Below are 17,306 nucleotides of genomic sequence, written 5' to 3'. Positions count from 1 at the left end.
GCCAGACAAACGCAAAGGGCCGCCCACAGGGTGGCCCTTTTGCGTTTGTCTGGCGGATGGGATGGGTGGTGAGAAGCCCCGCCGGGGTTCGACGGTTCTGCAGGAGCAGAACCGGACAGCCGCAGGCTGGTCCCGGGGCGCAACGCGCATCGGGATCGGGTGCAGGGATGCACCCGACAATCCCCTTCTCTCCGCCAGATAAATGAAGAAGCCGCCCAGTGGGCGGCTTTTTTGTATGGCTGGCGGGAATCGTCGCAGGTACTACCGGACTGAACAGGGCCTGCCATCGTGGCCGGTCCAACGGCCCGCCCGCCGACGGCGCGCGATCCGCCGCAGGTCATCTGCGCCGGAGCAGTCCCCGCACGCAGGCGCCGACGAACGCCAGCCCCAGCAGCACCCACACGACCGTCATTCCCCACAGCGAACCGAATGTGTCCAGGACCGGATCCAGCCGCGGTTGCGCCGGGTCGTACAGCACGCGTACCGGCTGCCCAGGCTCATAGCCGAAGATCATGCCGCCCTGCGGATACGAGACGCGTTGGCCGGTCGCGGTGGTGAACGCGACCTGCGGATGCGATCCGCCGGCGTTCAGGCGCTCGACCTGGCCATCAACGGCCTGCGCGACCTCCAGGAACTCAAGACGATGTGTCACCTCGAAGGCGGCCACAGCAAGGATCAACAGACCCACCACGCCAAACAGCAGGCCGCGCATGAGCTGGGCAGTCCGGAAAAAAGAAGGGGCGGGCATCGCTGGGCAGCTCCGTTGCAGGCGGGAAGACGAATGGGGCCGGCGGATCCTGCCGCGCGGTCAGTCCCACGTGTGGAAAGCATAGCCCAGAAGCCACTGCGCCCCACTGCACGCCATCGCCACCGGATGCGCCTCGCCATTGCCCGCCACCGACGCACCCGCCTGGTTCAGGCGCCTGCATTCCGCACGATCATTCGAGTGGGGAGACGTTACCTGTAAAGGGATTGGCATCGCTCCATGTACCCTTGAACTTTCGCCCCCTCCCAACGTCTGGACGGTTGAAATGCAGCCGGGCAACTCCACGCATTTCCCATGAATCTCCGCCTCTACCGCCCCGCCGATGCCAGCGCCTGCCTGTCGATTTTCGACAGCAACGTACCCACCTACTTCGCGCCCGAAGAGCGCAGCGACTTTGAATGCTTCCTGCGCGAACAGGCCACGGACTGTGCATTCCAGGTGATCGAGCGCGATGGAAACGTCGTCGCCTGTGGTGGCCTCTCGCGCCGTAGCGACGGCAGCGCCGGCTTCTGCTGGGGCATGGTGCAGCGCGCGCTGCACCGCCAGGGACTGGGCCGCGAACTGGCACTCGCGCGCCTGCACCAGGCTGAAAGCGATCCGTCGATCGACCGCATCGCGCTCAGCACCAGCCAGCACACCCAGGGCTTCTATGCCGGCCTGGGTTTCCAGGTGACGCGCATCGTGCCCGATGGGCATGGCGCCGGGATCGACGCCGTTGAAATGGAGCGGGAGCTCTAGCGCTCCCGCCCCGGTGCCATCCACGAAGGGCGTGGATCTACCGCAGGCATCCCCTGCTCAGAACCCGACGCGCAGGTTGATCTGCCCACCCACATCGCGGCGGCCATCGCCATGCTGGCCCTGTACGAACATCGACAGCTGGCTGTTGCGGCCGAGGCCGACCGCCACGCCCACCTGGCTGACCAGGGCATTGCGTGCCATCACCGCGCTGTAGACATCGAAGACATCACCACCGACCGCAAAGCGGTTGCGGCTGGCCACATCGGTATCCCCCGACGCATGCTGCCAACCCAGGCCGACCGTCAGCTGCGCCGGGAAGCGCTCGCCGCTGCCCACGTCCCAGCGCCCACGCACGCCCACGGTGCTGACATTGAGCGTGTCCTTGCCGCCTTCCAGCACCAGTGCCGCGCTGCCGCCCTGCTCCACCGCACGATCGCTGTCGACCCAGTGCTTGGTGAACTGCACATAGGGCTGCAGCTGGGTCCTGCCATGGGTCCATGTCCAGCTGCCTTCCACCTGGGCGATGGTCACATCGGAATCCTGGCGGCTGTACAGGGTCTGGCCCAACAACGGCACTTCACGCGTGGCGCGCGTGCGGTAGTCACCGCGCGACACGCTGCCACCGACCGCAAAGCCGTTGTTCCACTGTCCCTGTGCATACAGGCCGAACGTGTGGCCACGCAGGCGGGCCCGCGAGCTGCGATCATACAGCCGCGTATCCAGCCGTTCGTTGCCGGCCGCTGCACCCAGCACCACATGCTCGCCCAGCTGCCAGTCGACACCGGCCATCAGCGCATTGCGATTGGCGCGGATCTCATCGCCATTGCCGTCGCCATCCTGCCTGAACACCTTGCCACTGCCGGCCAGCCAGGCCGAAGCGCGCTCGCCACGCACGGTCGGCAACTCGCTGCCGAGTCGCTGGCGGATGCCTTCTTCCAGGTAGTTGTCGTACAGCAGCACCGCGCGGCTGGCCGCGTGCACTTCACCGGAGAGCTGTTCGAATGCGCTGCGCGCAGTGCCGGCGTCATACATCAGCACCGTGTTGTACAGGCCCAGGGCCGCGCCACTCTGCGGCAGGCTGTCCAGCGCCGCGGCGGTGTTGTACTGGTTGCGCGTGTTGGCCACGGTGGTGAACGCTGCGGTCTGTGCCACGTCGATCTGCAGGTTGGCCGTGTTGGCGGTGTAGACCGGGGTGATGGTCAGGAAGGCCGACGGCGAGGTTGCCGAGGCGAACTGCCCACTCACGCCACCGCCCGCATTGACCACCGTGTACTGCTGGCCCTGCTGGTAGCTGGTGCTCGGCGAAATGGTATTCACCCGCACGGTGCTGCCGCCCACATTCGCGCTGCCGCCCACCTGCACCGTGTCGCTGCCGGTGGCGCCCAGGTCGATGCCCAGCGTGCTGCCCGGTGACAGGTTCAGATTGCCGCCCACCGTGATCGTGCCGGTGCCATTGCCTGCACCACTGCCATTGCCCGCGCCATTGCCCGGCGACAGCACGCCGCCGCTGGACACCGTCACGCCACCGCCGGTACCACCGATGGTGCCGGTGCCGGACAGGGTCGTACCACTGCCGATGGTCCACTGGCCGCCGATCGTGCCGCTGACATTCAAACCGCCGCCGGTGACCTGGCCGGTGCCGCTGAAGCCACCACTGTTGCCGCCCAGATTCAGCGTGCCCGGGCCGGCCTGCACGATGCTGCCGCCGCCGGTGATGCTGCCGCCAAGCGTGGTGGTGCCACCGGTGTTGATGACCAGGCCGCCGTTGTTGGTGATGTTGCCGGTGATCGAGCCACTGGCCCCACCATTGCCGACCTGCACGGTGCCGCCAGCGTTGATGGTGGTGCCGCCGGTATAGGTGTTGTTGCCGGTCAGGGTCACGGTGCCGGTACCGGCCTGGGTCAGGCCGCCACTGCCGCTGATGGTGCCGCCCACCGTGGTGTTGCCGCCGACGTTGAACACGAGGCTGCCGTTGTTGGCAACGTTGCCGGTGATCGCACCGCTGGCGCCACCATCGCCGACCTGCAGCGTGCCGCCGGTGTTGATGGTGGTGCCGCCGGTGTAGGTGTTGTTGCCGGCCAGGATCACGGTACCGGTGCCCGCCTGGGTCAGGCCACCGCTGCCGCTGATGGCGCCGCCGACGGTGGTGTTGCCGCCCACGTTGAACACCAGGCTGCCGTTATTGGTGACGCTGCCGCCGATCGCACCGGTGGCGCCGCCATTACCCACCTGCAGCGTGCCACCCGCGTTGATCGTGGTCGGGCCGGTATAGGTGTTGTTGCCGGTCAAGGTCAGCGTACCGCTGCCGGCCTGGGTCAGGCCGCCACTGCCGCTGATGGTGCCGCCCAGCGTGGTATCGCCCGCCAGGTTGGACACCAGCGTGCCGTTGTTGGTGACATCACCGACGATTGAGCCCGTTGCCCCGCCATTGCCCAGCTGCAGCGTACTGCCGGCGTTGATGGTCGTGCCGCCGGTATAGGTGTTGGTCCCGGTCAGCAGCAGCGTACCGCTGCCCGCCTGGGTCAGGCCGCCGCTGCCACTGATGGTGCCGCCCAGCGCGGTGTTGCCGGCCACGTTGGAAATCAACGCGCCATTGTTGGTGATGTCGCCAGCGATGGCGCCGGTCGCGCCGCCGTTGCCCACCTGCAGCGTGCCGCCGGTATTGATGGTGGTCCCGCCGGTGTAGGTATTGTTGCCCACCAGGGTCAGCACACCGCTACCGGCCTGGGTCAGGCCACCACTGCCGCTGATCGCACCGCCGATCGTGGTGTTGCCCGCAACGTCGAACACCAGGCTGCCGTTGTTGGCAACGTTGCCGGTGATCGCGCCGGTCGCACCGCCATTGCCCACCTGCAACGTGCCACCGGCATTGATGGTGGTGCCGCCGGTATAGGTGTTGTTGCCGGTCAGGGTCAGCGTGCCGCTGCCGGCCTGGGTCAGGCCGCCACTGCCGCTGATGGTGCCACCGAGCGTGGTGTTGCCGGCCACGTTGGATACCAGCGCGCCGTTGTTGGTGATATCGCCGACGATCGCGCCGGCCGCACCGCCGTTGCCGATCTGCAATGTGCCACCGGCATTGATGGTGGTACCGCCGGTGTAGGTGTTGTTGCCGGTCAGCACCAGCGTGCCGCTGCCGGCCTGGGTCAGGCTGCCACTGCCGCCGACTACACCGCCCACGGTTGCCGTGGTGCCGAGGTTGTAGACCAGGCTGCCGTTGTTGGTGATGTCGCCCAGCACCGAACCGGTGCTGCCGCCGTTGCCGATCTGCAGCGTACTGCCACCGTTGATGGTGGTGCCTCCGGTATAGGTGTTGTCGCCGCTCAGGGTCAGCGTGCCGGTACCGCTCTGCACCAGGCCGCCGGTGCCACTGAGCACGCCGGCGAACGTGGTGCTGGCGTTGTTGCCGCCGGTAGTCAGGGTTGCACCGCCCAGCACCACGCTGGAACCGGTCACGCCAGCGAGGCCTCCGATGCTCTGGCTGCCACCGGCACTGATATCCAGCGTACCGGCACCGGCCAGGTTGACCGTGCTGGCACCGGACAGGCTGCCACCGGCCGCCACCGCCAGCGTGCCACTGTTGATGGTGGTGGCACCGGTATAGGTACTCGCACCGCCGAGGGTGACCGTCGCCGCGCCATCCTTCAGCAGGCCGCCAGCGCCGCTGATCGGGCCGTTCAAGGTCAGTGCGTTGCTGCCGCCCAGAGTCAGCGTGCCGCTGGCCAGCTGCACGGTGTTGGCCAGCGTCAGCGCGCTGGTGCCATCCAGGCTGGCGTTGCCGCCTACGGTCAGCGCACCGGTTCCCAGCGAACCGTCGTTGCCCAGTAGCAGGCCACCGGCATTGAGGGTCACGCCGCCCGTGAAGACGTTGACGCCAGTCAAGCCCTGGATGCCTGCGCCGTTCTTTACCAGCCCCCCTGCACCTCCGATGGTGCCGGCGAAAGTGGTATTGCCCACGCCATTGAGGGTCAGCGTGCTGCCACCCAACGCCACTGAAGAGCCTGCCACGCCTGCCAGCGAACCGATCGCCTGCGCGCCCCCCGCACTGATGTCGAAGGTGGTACCGGCGTTGGCCAGATTCACCGCACCCGTCGCAGCGAGGCTGCCACCGGCGCCGATCGCCAGCGTGCCGGCGTTGATGGTGGTGCCACCGGTGAAGGTGTTGGTGCCGGTCAACGTCTGGGTACCGGAGCCTTCCTTGATCAGCCCACCGGAGCCGGCCACCGAGCCACTGAACGTGCCATTGGTGGCGTCTCCGATCGTCAGCGTGTTGGCGCCCAGATTCACCGTGCCGTTGCCGATCAGGGTACCGAACTGCTGCGTGCCGCTGCCTGCCGACAGATCGAAAGTCGCCCCCAAGGCCAGGTTGACGATGCCACTGGCGTGCAGGCTCGCGCCCGCACCCAGTGCCAGCGTACCGGCGTTGATGTTGGTGCCGCCGGTGTAGGTGTTGGTGCCGTTCAAGGTCAGCGTCGCGGCCCCCTCCTTGGTCAGGCTGCCGGTACCACTCAGGTTGCCGTTGAGGGTGAGGTTGTTGCTGCCCAGGACGGTCAACGCGTTGTTGAGGATGAAGTTGTTGCCGAGGATGACCGCAGTGTTCGAATCGAGCGTCGCAGCGCCTCCGACCGTCACCGTACCGGTGCCCAGCGCAGCATTGTTGCCGACCACCAGGCCACCGGCGTTGAGCGCCACGCCACCGCTGAAGGTGTTGGCACCATTGAGCGTCTGCACGCCCGCACCGTTCTTGATCAGGCCGCCACTGCCGCCGATCACACCGCTGAAGGTGCTGTCCACGGTGCCGCCCAGAGTCAGCGTGCTGCCACCCAGCGCCACCGTGCTGCCCGCCACGCCGGCCAGCGAACCGATGGCCTGGTTACCCGCGGAGATGTCGAGCGTGCCCGCACCGGCCAGGTTCACCGCGCCGGTTGCGGCGAGGCTGCCACCGGCACCGATTACCAGTGTGCCGCTGTTGATGGTGGTCCCCCCGGTGTAGGTGTTGGCACCGCTCAGGGTTACGGTGGACGCACCGTCCTTGATCAGCCCGCCCGTGCCGGAAATCACGCCCCCCAGTGTCAGCGCCTGGCTGCCGAGCAGATCGAGGCTGGCACCCGCTGCCAGCCCGATGTTGTTGGCAAGGCTGACGCCGGTCGTTGCATCCAGCGTCGCGTTGCTTCCGACCGTCAACGCACCGCTGCCGAGCGCAGCGTTGTTGCCGACCACCAGGCCACCGCCGTTCAGTGCAACGCCACCACTGAACAGATTGGCGCCACCCAGCGTGAGCATGCCGGCGCCATTCTTGACCAGGCCACCGGTGCCGGAAATCGCGCCATCGAAGAGGCTGCTGCCCACGCCACCGAGTGTCAGCGTCTGTGCCCCCAGGCTCACCGTCGAGCCGGCCACGCCGTTCAACGACCCGATGGTCTGGCCGGCCCCTGCGGTGGAGATGTCGAAGCCGGTGCCCGCAGCGCTCAGCGTCACCGCGCCGGTCGCGGCCAGGCTGCCGCCCGGACCAATCGCCAGCGTGCCAGCGTTGATGAAGGTGCCGCCGGTGTAGGTGTTGGCACCGGTCAGCGTTTCGATGCCCGCGCCCACCTTGGTCAGGCCACCGGTGCCTGCGATCGAGCCACTGAAGGTGCCATCGGTGGCGCCGCCCACTTCGATCGAGTTGGCGCCGAGGTTCACCGTACCATTGCCGACCAGGGTGCCGAACTGCTGCGTGCCGCTGCCGGCAGACAGGTCCAGCGTGGCACCGGTGGCGAGGTTCACGGTACCGCTCGCCGCCAGGCTGGCACCGGCGCCCAGCGCCAGCGTGCCGGCGTTGATGTTGGTGCCACCGGTATAGGTGTTGGCGCCGTTCAAGGTCAGCGTCGCGCTGCCATTCTTGGTGAGGCTGCCGGCCCCGGACAGGACGCCGTTGAGCGTCAGTGCATTGGTCCCGAGCACGGTCAGCCCGGCGTTGAGCGCGATGTTGTTGGCCAACGTTGCCAGGCCGGTGGTATCCAGCGTGGCGGCACCACCAACAGTCAATGCGCCGGCGCCCAACGCCGCATCATTGCCAAGCACCAGTCCGCCCGCGTTGAGCGTTACGCCGCCGCCAAACGTGTTGGCTCCGGACAGCATCTGTACGCCCGCGCCTGCCTTGATCAGACCGCCGCCGCCACTGATCACGCCATCGAACGCGGCGTTGCCGGCCGTACCGAAGGTGAGCGAATTGCCGCCCAGCGCCAGGGTGCTGCCACCCGCACCGTTGAGCGCGCCGATGGTCTGGCTGCTGCCGGCACCGGAAATATCAAAGCCAGCGCCTGCACCCAACGTGACATCGCCCGCTGCAGCAAGGCTGCCGCCCGTGCCCAGCGCCAGCGTGCCGGCATTGATGGTGGTACCGCCGGTGTAGGTGTTGGCACCGGACAGCGTCAGCGTGGTGGCACCATTCTTGACCAGGCTGCCATTGCCGCCGACCACGCCCGACAGCGTCAGCGCAGTGCTGCCCGGCAACGTCAGTACGACGCCCGAGCCCAGCGTGACCGCATTGCCGAGCGTCACTGCTGCGCCCGCGTCCAGCGTGGTACTGGCATTCACCGCCAGCGCGCCGGTACCGAGCGCACCATTCGCACCGACCACCAGGCCACCGCCGTTCAAGGTCAGGCCGCCACCGAAGGTATTGGTGTTGTTGAGGGTCAGCAGGCCCGCACCGTTCTTGATCAGGCTGCCATTGCCGGCCACCACGCCACCGAGGATGAGATCGTTGCTGCCACCCAAGGTCAGCTGCGTACCGGCACCGAAGTTCACTGCGTTGGCCAGGTTCAGCGCCACGGTGCTGTCCAGCGTGGTCGTGCCACCAATGCCCAGTGCACCGGTACCGAGTGCGCTGGCGTTGCCGAGAACCAGGCCACCGTCGTTGAGTGCAAGGCCACCACTGAAAGTATTGGCACCGGACAGCGTCTGCACGCCGGCACCGGTCTTGATCAGGCCGCCGGCACCATCGATCACGCCGGCAAAGCTGCCATTGCTGGCGCCGCCAAAGGTCAGCGACTGCGCGCCCAGCACCATGTGGCTGCCTGCCACGCCATTCAGCGCGCCGATGGTCTGCGCCGCACCGGTTGCGGAGATGTCCAGCGTCGCACCGGCACCGGCAAGATCCACCGCTCCGGCCGCGGCAAGACTGCCGCCCGCCCCCAGCGCCAGCGTGCCGGCATTGATGGTGGTGCCACCGGTATAGACGTTGGCGCCGGACAGGGTGAGGCGGGCCGTGCCGTCCTTGATCAGCCCACCGGCCCCGAATACCGGACCGGAGAGCGTCAGGTCATTGCCGCCCAGCACGGAGAGATTCGCACCGGCGGCCAGGCCGATGAGGTTGCCTACGGTGAGTGCAGACGTTGCATCCAGCGAAGCGTTGCCGCCCACGTCCAGCTGGCCGGTACCCAGTGCCTGCGCATTGCCCAGCTGCAGCAGGCCCGCGTTGAGGCCGACACCGCCGCTGAAGGTGTTGGGTCCATTCAACGCCAGCGTGGCCGTACCATTCTTGACCAGGCTGCCAGTGCCACTGATGAGACCGCCCAGTGACACGTCCTGGCTGCCCAGCAGATCCAGCGCCGCGCCTGCCCCGAGGTTGACGTTGTTGGCGAGGTTCAGCGCTACTGAACTGTCCAGCGTGGCAGTGGCGCCCACCGACAGTGCACCGGTGCCCAGTGCGCCGGCGTTCCCCAGGAACACGCCGCCGCCGTTGACGGTGAGCCCACCACCGAAGCTGTTGGCGCCGTTGAGGGTCAACGTGCTGGCACCGTTCTTCACCAGCCTGCCGGTACCGGACACCACGCCACCCAGCGTGATCGCCTGCGAGCCCGGCAACGACAGCGCCGCACCCGCGCCCAGGTCAACATTGTTGGTCAGGCTCAACGGGGCGCTGCCATCGAGCGTGACGTTGCCGCCGATGCCCAGTACTCCGGTACCGAGCGCGCCGCTGTTACCCAGCAGCAGGCTGCCGGCGTTTGCGTTCAGTCCACCGCTGAAGGTGTTGGTGCCGTTCAAGGTCAGTGTCGATGCGCCATTCTTGACCAGGCTGCCGGTGCCGGTGATGTTGCCGCCCAGGGTCAGGTTCTGGCTGCCCGGCAGGGTCAGGGCCGCACCGAGGTTGATCGCATTGCCCAGGTTCAGCGCCGCAGTGGCGTCCAGCGAGCCGTTGCCACTGACCGTCAGCGCACCGCTTCCCAGCGCACCGGCGTTGCCCAGCACCAGGCCACCGGCCGCAAGATTCACCCCACCGCTGAAGGTATTGGCGCCGGTCAGCGTCTGCACGCCACTGCCCTGCTTGACCAGGCCACCGGTGCCGCCGATCACGCCAGCGAAGGTCTGGTTGGTGGCATCACCGAAGGTGAGCGTACTGCTGCCCAGTGCGAGGGTGCTGCCCGCCACACCGGACAATGCACCGATGGTCTGGTTGCCACCCAGCGCGATATCCAGTGCGCTGCCAGCGCCGGCCAGGCTGACCGCGCCGGTCGCCGACAGGCGCCCACCACTGCCCAATGCCACCGTTCCGGCATTCACCGCCAGCCCACCGGTGAACGTGTTCGCGCCGCCCAACGTCAGCGTGGCAGCGCCGTTCTTGACCAGGCTGCCGCTGCCGCCAATGACACCCCCCAGCGTCAACGCGTTCGAGCCCAGCACATTGAGCGAACCACCGGCGCCCAGTGTGATGCCATTGCCCACGGTGAGCCCGGTGCTGGCGTCGAGCGATACCGCGCCGCCGACGCTCAGTGCGCCGGTTCCCAGTGCACCGCCGTTGCCCAGCACCAGGCTGCCGGCGTTGAGCGCCAGACCGCCGCCGAATGTATTGGCGCCGTTGAGGGTCAGTGACGACGCACCATCCTTGATCAGGCCACCCGCGCCGCTGATCACCCCGTTGAACGTCAGCGCCTGCCCGCCAAGCAGATTCAGGCTGGCACCCGATGCGAGGCTGACCGCATTGGTCAGCGCCAGCGCCGTGGTGCCGTCGAAGGTGGTGTTGCCGCCGACAGAGAGTGTACCGCTGCCCAGCGCGGCGGCATTGCCCAGCAACAAGCCACCGGCGTTGAGCGCAACACCGCCCGTGAGGCTGTTGACGCCCGACAGGGTCTGCACACCGGTGCCGACCTTGATCAGGCCGCCGGTGCCTGCGGCGAACGTGCCGCTGTAGCTGGTATTGCCCAGCCCGCCCAGGGTCAGGGTGTGGCTGCCGAGGTTGACCGAACCGCCGAGGCCGGCCAGCGAGCCGATGGTCTGGTCGGCCGCCGCCGAAAGATCCAGGCTGGTGCCGACGCCCAGCGTGATCGCGCCGGTGGGCGACAGGCTGCCGCCCGCGCCCAGCGCCAACGCGCCCCCGGCCAGGTTGAAGCTGCCGCTCAGCGAATTGGCACCGTTCAAGGTCAGCGTGCCGGCACCGTTCTTGGTCACGTTGCCGGCACCGGATATCGAGCCACTCAATGTCAGCGCATTGCTGCCCAGCAGGTTCAGCGAGCCCCCGCCATTGATCACCAGGTTGTTGCCCAGGTTGAAGCCCGCCGTCGTATCCAGCGAGGCGCTGCCACCGACGGTCAGGTTGCCGCTGCCGAGTGCACCGGCATTGCCCAGCAGCAGGCCGCCGGCATCGAGGTTGACGCCACCGGAGAACAGGTTTGCGCCGCCGAGAGTAACAATGCCGGTGTTGTTGACCGTCAGCCCACCAGCGCCAGAAAGCACGCCATTCAGGCCGAACGCATTGGTCCCGGCCAGGGATAGATTGCCGCCGAGGCTGAACGCATTGGCCAGGTTCAGACCGGCCATGGAGGATGCGATGGCACCGCCGTTGGCCGTGAACAGCCCTGTGCCGAATGAACCGGCATTGTTGAAATTGACCAGGCCATCATTGAGCGTCGTCGGGCCGGATGCGCCCCATGCGCCCTGCAGGTTCCAGGTACCGCTGTTGACGGTGAGCTTCTGGAAGTTGAGGTACTGGTTCCAGCCCAGTGTGGTCACCGCTCCGCCGGTGCCGGAGCCCGGACCGCTGACGACGTTCTGCAACACCAGCGTGTTGTTGGCCGCGCCACTGCCGGTACCGGCGTCGACCGTTCCCGCTGCCGCAACCTTCACCCCGGTAACACCCGTAATCACGCCGGCAAGGGCGGTGCCACCGCCGGCCACAACGCTGGAACCCGACACTGCGGTGAAGGTATTGCCGCCGGTTGAATCACCCAGGTGAACGCTGCCACTGACCGCCCCTGCATTGAGGAACGTATTACCGCCAGAAGCGCCCAGGCCGACACGCCCGTCGATGGTGCCGGTGTTGGTCACATTGGCTGCCGCGCCACCATAGGTCACGACCGTGGTCGCGTCGGAAACGCTGCCCACACCGATCAACGACGTGCTGATCAGGCCGGCATTGTTGATGGTGGTGGTGCCGTTGACGTTCTGTGCCACCAGCGCCTGTCCACCGAAGCCCAGCAGCGTTGCGATGTTGACGACACCCTTGATCTGTCCACTGGCGTTGTTGTTGACGACGATCGCGCTGTTGTTGGCGGAACCATTGCCGATGACCAGGCCGGGCGAGGCGAGGACGATCGAGCTCGGATCGATCGTGCCATTGTTGTTGACCGTCACGTTGTCGCCAGTCAGCGTTGCTGCGTTGCCTCCACCTACGATCGGCGGCGTACGCAGCAACGCACCCGCGGCAATGTTCAGCGTGAGGCCGCTGGTCGCGTTGGAGTAGTTGTTGATGTTGGTGGTGCTGTCGCAGTTTACGGTCGTGGTGCCCGTACACGCCGCGAATGCCGATCCGCTGGCCAGTGTGGCGGCCAGTGCCGCCGCCAGCTGGTGCGCCCGCAATCGCGGCACCCGCCCTGCGCCGACCGCGCTTCCGCCGGGATTCCGGGTGACCTCCGAAGCAACCTGCATTACCCCAAGGGCGCGATTGAAAACCAGACGGTAAATGCGGTTCATCGGCAAATCTCCATGAAAAGACCGGATGGCACAGCTGGCAGGTTTTTCGAGACAATGCGGTCCACCCCTGCTCCCGATACGGGAACAAGGCCTGAAGGCATTAACTCCTGAAAATCTTCACATCTTCACGTGATCGCACCCCGGGACAGGTACGTCAGCGTGTCCACCAGGACGAAAACTCCCCGATTTCGCCCGACGAATGGCGGCACTGTGCGACCGGCCGTGCCAGCGGCATGTGAATCGCGCGCGTTATTTTCATGACGCACGTCAAATAAAAGAGGCAGACAGAATGGTTTTGCCGAAAATGCATATCGCTGCATGTGGCGGAGAATCCATTCCCCGCCATGAGTAAATAAATTCAGCTGCTGGAGAGTTTCATCAGCACCAGGCCGGAAACAATCAGCACCGCTGCACCGATCCGCATCGGGCTGACCTGCTCCCCCAGGAACACGATGCCGACCACGAACGCGCCGACCGCGCCGATGCCGGTCCAGATCGTATAGGCGGTGCCCAGCGGCAGGCTGCGCATGGCCACCGCCAACAGCCAGAAGCTGGCGATCATGCCGATGATGGTGACCACGGTGGGGGTGAGACGGGTGAAGCCTTCGGACTGCTTCATGGACACGGCCCAGACGATTTCCAGCAGGCCGGCAAACAATAGATAGATCCAGGCCATGACGGCCCTCCTCTTGGTAGGGCCAGGCCGTCCTGGTCTTTGATTCCCGATGTGGGGGAGGTCGTTCCTCCTGGCCGGCATTCTAGCAACGCGAGCCACGCCCGGCCGCCGTGGCCGGGAACGGGTTACAGCCGATTCAGTGCGTGAAGCTGGCATCGACGCACCCGCCTGCGCTAGAATGAGCGCCTGCCATCGGCTAGCCGATGTGCGGTCCGGCTGTGGTCTCCGGCGCATCGCGCGCTGCTTCCCCTGATCCGTGAACTGGCCGCCCTCGGGGCGGCCAACGTCTCTATGGTGGCCCCGTCGGCCCCTCGCGACGCTAGGTCGAAAACCCCGCCAGGGCCGGAAGGCAGCAACGGTATCGATCGACGCGGGCGCCGAGGTCAGCCGGCGGGGCCATCGCCTTTTCTGGCGACACCCGGCCCTGGCAGCTGCCAACCCTGGTTGGCGCCCCTCGCCGGGCATGGCCCAGCGCTACTGCAGCGCTCGCTCCAGCGCCTCCAGTTCGGCAGCCCGCGCCGTATCAGCGGGCTGGCCGGTCCTGCTCACGGCGGATCCTGCACCAGTACGTGCGGCGCGGTCGGGTCGGCCAGCGGCACGCACTGCCCCGGCTGCGCCACGCGGTGCCCGCGCACGGCCAGCGCTTGGCCATCGGCCACGCTGGCGTAGTGGTAGAGCATCATCCGCGCCTGCAGTTCGATGCTGTACTCACGCTCCAGGTCGTCCACGCCCGTGTGTGACGGGTTGCCATGCAGGCCGCAGTCGTGGGCGATCAGCTCGTTGTCGTTGGCGTAGCGCGCCAGCATCTCCGGAATCGGCCGGGTATCGCCGCTCCAGGTCAGCGCGCCCTGCAAGCGCAGGCCATAGGCCGTCTCCGGCCAGTGATGGCGCACCGGAAACACCTCCAGGCGCATCCCCTCATGCCAGAACGCCTCGCCCACCACGATCAGGTGGAAGGCATCCCAGAAGTTCGCACCGCCCTCGGCCAGCACGTTCGGATAGTCAGCAATGCGCTTGTGCAGCAGCGGCACCACCGTGGCAGGCACGTACAGGCGCACCTTGCCGCGCCGGTGCGCATTGAAGAAAGTGTCCACGAACAGGCGCTCGAAGCCGGCCACATGGTCCAGGTGCACATGGGTGACGAACAGCGCCTGCGGCATGTGCCCGTAGTGCGCCTTGAACGCGGTGAGGCCTTCACCGCCGCAATCGATGGTCAGCCACGGGCGACCACCGCGCTCGATCACCGACATCGGCGATCCCAGCTCGACCGCCGACGCATTGCCGACGCCGAGGAAACGCAACGACCAGTCCATCAGGTGCCCCGGTTCCACGCCATGTCATAGGCACGGCGCAGCCGTGCGTAGTCCTTCTGCACATCTTCCACGCTGCGCTCGCCGCGCAGCTTGACCAGCGAGCGCAGCAACCGCTTGAGGTTGCGTTCGCGCCAGCCGGTGGCCGGGATGCGGATCACCCCACGGTCGAAATCGATCAGCCAGCCATGGCCACTGCCATCGAACAGGATGTTGTGCGCGTTGAGGTCGGCATGGTCCAGGCCGGCACGGTGGAAACGGGCGATCAGCCGCCCGGTCTCTTCCCAGGGCGCGCCCCGGCCCGCAACCAGTGCGCGGTCGGCCAGCGAGCGCACGTCCTCGATCCGTTCCATCAGGATCGCCGCCCGGTAGCGCAGGCCTTCACGCATGTAGAACGCGGCGATCGGCCGTGGCACCGGCAGCTTCTTCTCGCGCAGCGCGCGCATCAGGCGGAATTCGGCGAAGCTGCGGGTCCGGTCCGAGCCGCGCCAGAGGTACTGGTCGTGGCTGATCCGGGCCGCCATGCCGCCGCGCAGGTAGTGGCGCAGCACGCTGGCACCGAACGGCGCATCGACGAACCAGGCGCTGCCGCGGCCGCCCTCGCCCACCGGGCGGGCCTTGCTGCCCCAGTGCTGGGGCGAGAACAGGCCAATATCGGCTTGCCGCAGCCGCTCGCGGTCGAACAGAATGGCCCCGATGCCGCGACCCTCGCGGCATGGCGTCAGCGCTTCATTGGCGTCGAATGCGACCATTTCATTGAGTCTAACAACACATGGCATCAGCGTCCTCCTCCTTGTGCCTCCTGCGCCTGTCCGCACTTGGCGATGTCACCCACGTGGTGCCCCTGGTGCGCACCCTGCAGGCCGCACGCCCGGACACGCCGATCCACTGGATCATCGACAAAGCCGGCCACAAGCTGCTCGACGGGCTGCCCGGCGTCACCTTCCATGCCTACGACAAGAAGAGCGGCATGGCCGGGGTCAAGGAACTGCGCAGGCACCTGCCACCGGGGCGCTTTGAAGCGCTGTTGCAGATGCAGGTCGCGTTCCGCGCCAACCTGCTGTCGGCCTTCATTCCGGCCGAGCGCCGCATCGGATACGACCGCAGCCGCTCCAAGGACCTGCACGGGCTCTTCATCAACGAGCGTATTCCCGATCGCCCCGGCATCCACGTGCTGGATGCCATCGGCAGCTTCTGCGAGCCGCTGGGCCTGCGCCAGACCGAAGTCAGCTGGGATCTGGCCGTGCCGCCGTCCGCCTTCGAGTGGGCCGCCGCGCAGTGGCAGGACGATGGCCGCCCGGTGCTGATGATCTCGCCCTGTTCCAGCCACGTGCGCCGCAACTGGTACGCCGACCGCTACGCCGCGGTGGCCAACCATGCCGTCCAGCGCGGCTGGCGGGTGGTGCTGTGCGGTGGCCGCAGCGAACTGGAGCGCCACATGGCCGATGCGATCCAGGCGCAGCTGCAGACGCCTGCATTGGACCTGGTTGGCAAGGACACGTTGAAGCAGCTGCCTGCCCTGCTGGCCCGCGCCAATCTGGTGATGACCCCGGACTCGGGCCCGATGCACATCGCCAACGCAATGGGCACCAAAGTACTGGGGCTGCATGCGGCCAGCAATCCGGACCGCAGCGGCCCGTACTCGGACCGCCGCTACTGCGTGGACCGCTACGACGACGCAGCGCGCAAGTACCTGGCCAAGCAGGCCACCGATCTGAAGTGGGGCACCAAGATCGAGTTCGACGATGTAATGGAACTGATTACCGTCGAAGACGGTATCGCCGCCTTCGAACGCTACGTCGCCGACCACCTGGGGTGAGCGGCGGACTGCCCGGGATCACGTGCGCTGCGCGTAATCCTGATAGGACTTCTCTTCCACGTACGCCGAACCCAGCGCCAGGTTGATCGCCTTCTTGATGCGCGCGCGCTCGTCGTTGCGCAGGTAGACACTGCGCGCCAGGTCGATGAAGCCCTGGTCGAACGCCTGCGCCTTCTCCTTCAGGCGGATGTCGTCCTCGATGTCCCACAGCTGCTCGTTGACCGCCTTCAGCTCGGCACGCAGCTTGGCGATGTCCTTCACCGCAGCCGGGTGTGCCATCCAGGTCTGCTCCAGCGCCGACAGCTCCCTGCGCACATTGGCCAGCTTGCCCTCGTCGCAGATGCGCTCGGACTTGATCTGCAGGATCGAGATCTTGTCCAGCAGCTCGCCGAAGGACACGGGGACGAGGATTTCAGCGGTCATCGGGAAAAGCTCCAGCAAGTGATGTGTGCAGTTTAACCCGCGACTGGCGATGGGACAGTTCAGGTAGAGCCACGCCGCGCGTGGATGGTCCAGCCCTGCAGCAAGTGCATCCACCCATGGCGTGGATTTACTGATGCATCTGCTGGAACAAGCCCCTCTGTTGAGGGGCTGCCCCGACAGGGGCGGGGAGAGGCCGGCAAAGGGAGGGGCCCGAACGTTGCACGGCAACGTTTGGGGCGACGCGCAAAGCGCGTCGCGTCCCGCGCCAGATCAGGACATGGTCACTACAGCGCAACTCGCGCTGTCCATCCACGCATAACGTGGATCTACGGATGCATCTGGAGAAACAAGCCCCTCTGTTGAGGGGCTGCCCCGACAGGGGCGGGGAGAGGCCGGCAAAGGGAGGGGCCCACGCGTTGCACAGCAACGTGTGGGGCGACGCGCGCAAAGCGCGTCGTGTCCCGCGCCGGATCAGGACATGGTCACTGCGCCGCAAATCCCGATGTGCATCCACGCATGGCGTGGATTCACGGAGGCAATCTGGTGGAACAAGCCCCTCTGTTGAGGGGCTGCCCCGACAGGGGCGGGGAGAGGCCGGCGAAGGGAGGGGCCCACGCGTTGCACAGC

8 protein-coding genes and 1 other RNA gene are annotated in these 17,306 nt (G+C 66.9%); 3 read left to right on the top strand and 6 right to left on the bottom strand.

Going from position 1 to position 17,306, the window contains the following annotated elements; translation table 11 throughout:
- Nucleotides 1-337 precede the first annotated feature (337 nt).
- The gene (locus ABGA94_RS00985) at nucleotides 338-712 is read right to left on the bottom strand and encodes a DUF3592 domain-containing protein (protein ID WP_375366105.1); all 375 of its coding nucleotides are present in this window, start codon (nucleotides 710-712) and stop codon (nucleotides 338-340) included.
- A 348-nt stretch (nucleotides 713-1,060) separates the two neighbouring features.
- On the opposite strand from ABGA94_RS00985, the gene ABGA94_RS00980 reads away from it, so the two are divergent.
- Entirely contained in the window at nucleotides 1,061-1,504 is a 444-nt protein-coding gene (locus ABGA94_RS00980; RefSeq protein WP_005415487.1) for a GNAT family N-acetyltransferase, read from the top strand.
- Between the two features lie 57 nt (nucleotides 1,505-1,561).
- On the opposite strand, the gene ABGA94_RS00975 is transcribed toward ABGA94_RS00980, so the two are convergent.
- Nucleotides 1,562-12,451, bottom strand: a complete 10,890-nt coding sequence (locus tag ABGA94_RS00975; RefSeq protein WP_375366103.1) for an autotransporter-associated beta strand repeat-containing protein — start codon at nucleotides 12,449-12,451, stop codon at nucleotides 1,562-1,564.
- 358 nt (nucleotides 12,452-12,809) lie between these two features.
- Entirely contained in the window at nucleotides 12,810-13,127 is a 318-nt protein-coding gene (gene sugE, locus ABGA94_RS00970) for a quaternary ammonium compound efflux SMR transporter SugE (protein WP_005415486.1), read from the bottom strand.
- A gap of 300 nt (nucleotides 13,128-13,427) precedes the next feature.
- On the opposite strand from sugE, the gene ffs reads away from it, so the two are divergent.
- Nucleotides 13,428-13,524, top strand: an RNA gene (gene ffs, locus ABGA94_RS00965) — signal recognition particle sRNA small type.
- A 148-nt stretch (nucleotides 13,525-13,672) separates the two neighbouring features.
- On the opposite strand, the gene ABGA94_RS00960 is transcribed toward ffs, so the two are convergent.
- Together ABGA94_RS00960 and ABGA94_RS00955 are read right to left on the bottom strand one after the other, a co-directional pair.
- On the bottom strand, nucleotides 13,673-14,440 hold the full coding sequence (locus ABGA94_RS00960; protein WP_005415485.1) for an MBL fold metallo-hydrolase: 768 nt from the start codon (nucleotides 14,438-14,440) through the stop codon (nucleotides 13,673-13,675).
- On the bottom strand, nucleotides 14,440-15,189 hold the full coding sequence (locus tag ABGA94_RS00955; RefSeq protein WP_005415484.1) for a 3-deoxy-D-manno-octulosonic acid kinase: 750 nt from the start codon (nucleotides 15,187-15,189) through the stop codon (nucleotides 14,440-14,442). The genes ABGA94_RS00960 and ABGA94_RS00955 overlap by 1 nt, the downstream gene beginning before the upstream one ends.
- Before the next feature lie 20 nt (nucleotides 15,190-15,209).
- On the opposite strand from ABGA94_RS00955, the gene ABGA94_RS00950 reads away from it, so the two are divergent.
- A complete protein-coding gene (locus tag ABGA94_RS00950) occupies nucleotides 15,210-16,256 on the top strand; it encodes a glycosyltransferase family 9 protein (RefSeq protein WP_005415483.1) in 1,047 nt (348 codons plus the stop codon).
- 18 nt (nucleotides 16,257-16,274) lie between these two features.
- On the opposite strand, the gene ABGA94_RS00945 is transcribed toward ABGA94_RS00950, so the two are convergent.
- Complete coding sequence (locus ABGA94_RS00945; RefSeq protein ID WP_111127563.1) at nucleotides 16,275-16,679, bottom strand: DUF6165 family protein; 405 nt, start codon at nucleotides 16,677-16,679, stop codon at nucleotides 16,275-16,277.
- Nucleotides 16,680-17,306 lie beyond the last annotated feature (627 nt).

The organism is Stenotrophomonas sp. 3diitr2024, assembly GCF_042136455.1.
GTDB lineage: Bacteria > Pseudomonadota > Gammaproteobacteria > Xanthomonadales > Xanthomonadaceae > Stenotrophomonas > Stenotrophomonas sepilia.
This window is presented reverse-complemented; position numbering and strand designations above follow the sequence as displayed.

What these genes read in the sequence shown, in the direction of transcription:
- ABGA94_RS00985 (WP_375366105.1), bottom strand. Translation starts at nt 712, where the DNA reads ATGCGCGGCCTGCTGTTTGGCGTGGTGGGTCTGTTGATCCTTGCTGTG.
- ABGA94_RS00980 (WP_005415487.1), top strand. Translation starts at nt 1,061, where the DNA reads ATGAATCTCCGCCTCTACCGCCCCGCCGATGCCAGCGCCTGCCTGTCG.
- ABGA94_RS00945 (WP_111127563.1), bottom strand. Translation starts at nt 16,679, where the DNA reads ATGACCGCTGAAATCCTCGTCCCCGTGTCCTTCGGCGAGCTGCTGGAC.
- ABGA94_RS00950 (WP_005415483.1), top strand. Translation starts at nt 15,210, where the DNA reads ATGGCATCAGCGTCCTCCTCCTTGTGCCTCCTGCGCCTGTCCGCACTT.
- ABGA94_RS00975 (WP_375366103.1), bottom strand. Translation starts at nt 12,451, where the DNA reads ATGAACCGCATTTACCGTCTGGTTTTCAATCGCGCCCTTGGGGTAATG.
- ABGA94_RS00960 (WP_005415485.1), bottom strand. Translation starts at nt 14,440, where the DNA reads ATGGACTGGTCGTTGCGTTTCCTCGGCGTCGGCAATGCGTCGGCGGTC.
- sugE (WP_005415486.1), bottom strand. Translation starts at nt 13,127, where the DNA reads ATGGCCTGGATCTATCTATTGTTTGCCGGCCTGCTGGAAATCGTCTGG.
- ABGA94_RS00955 (WP_005415484.1), bottom strand. Translation starts at nt 15,189, where the DNA reads ATGGTCGCATTCGACGCCAATGAAGCGCTGACGCCATGCCGCGAGGGT.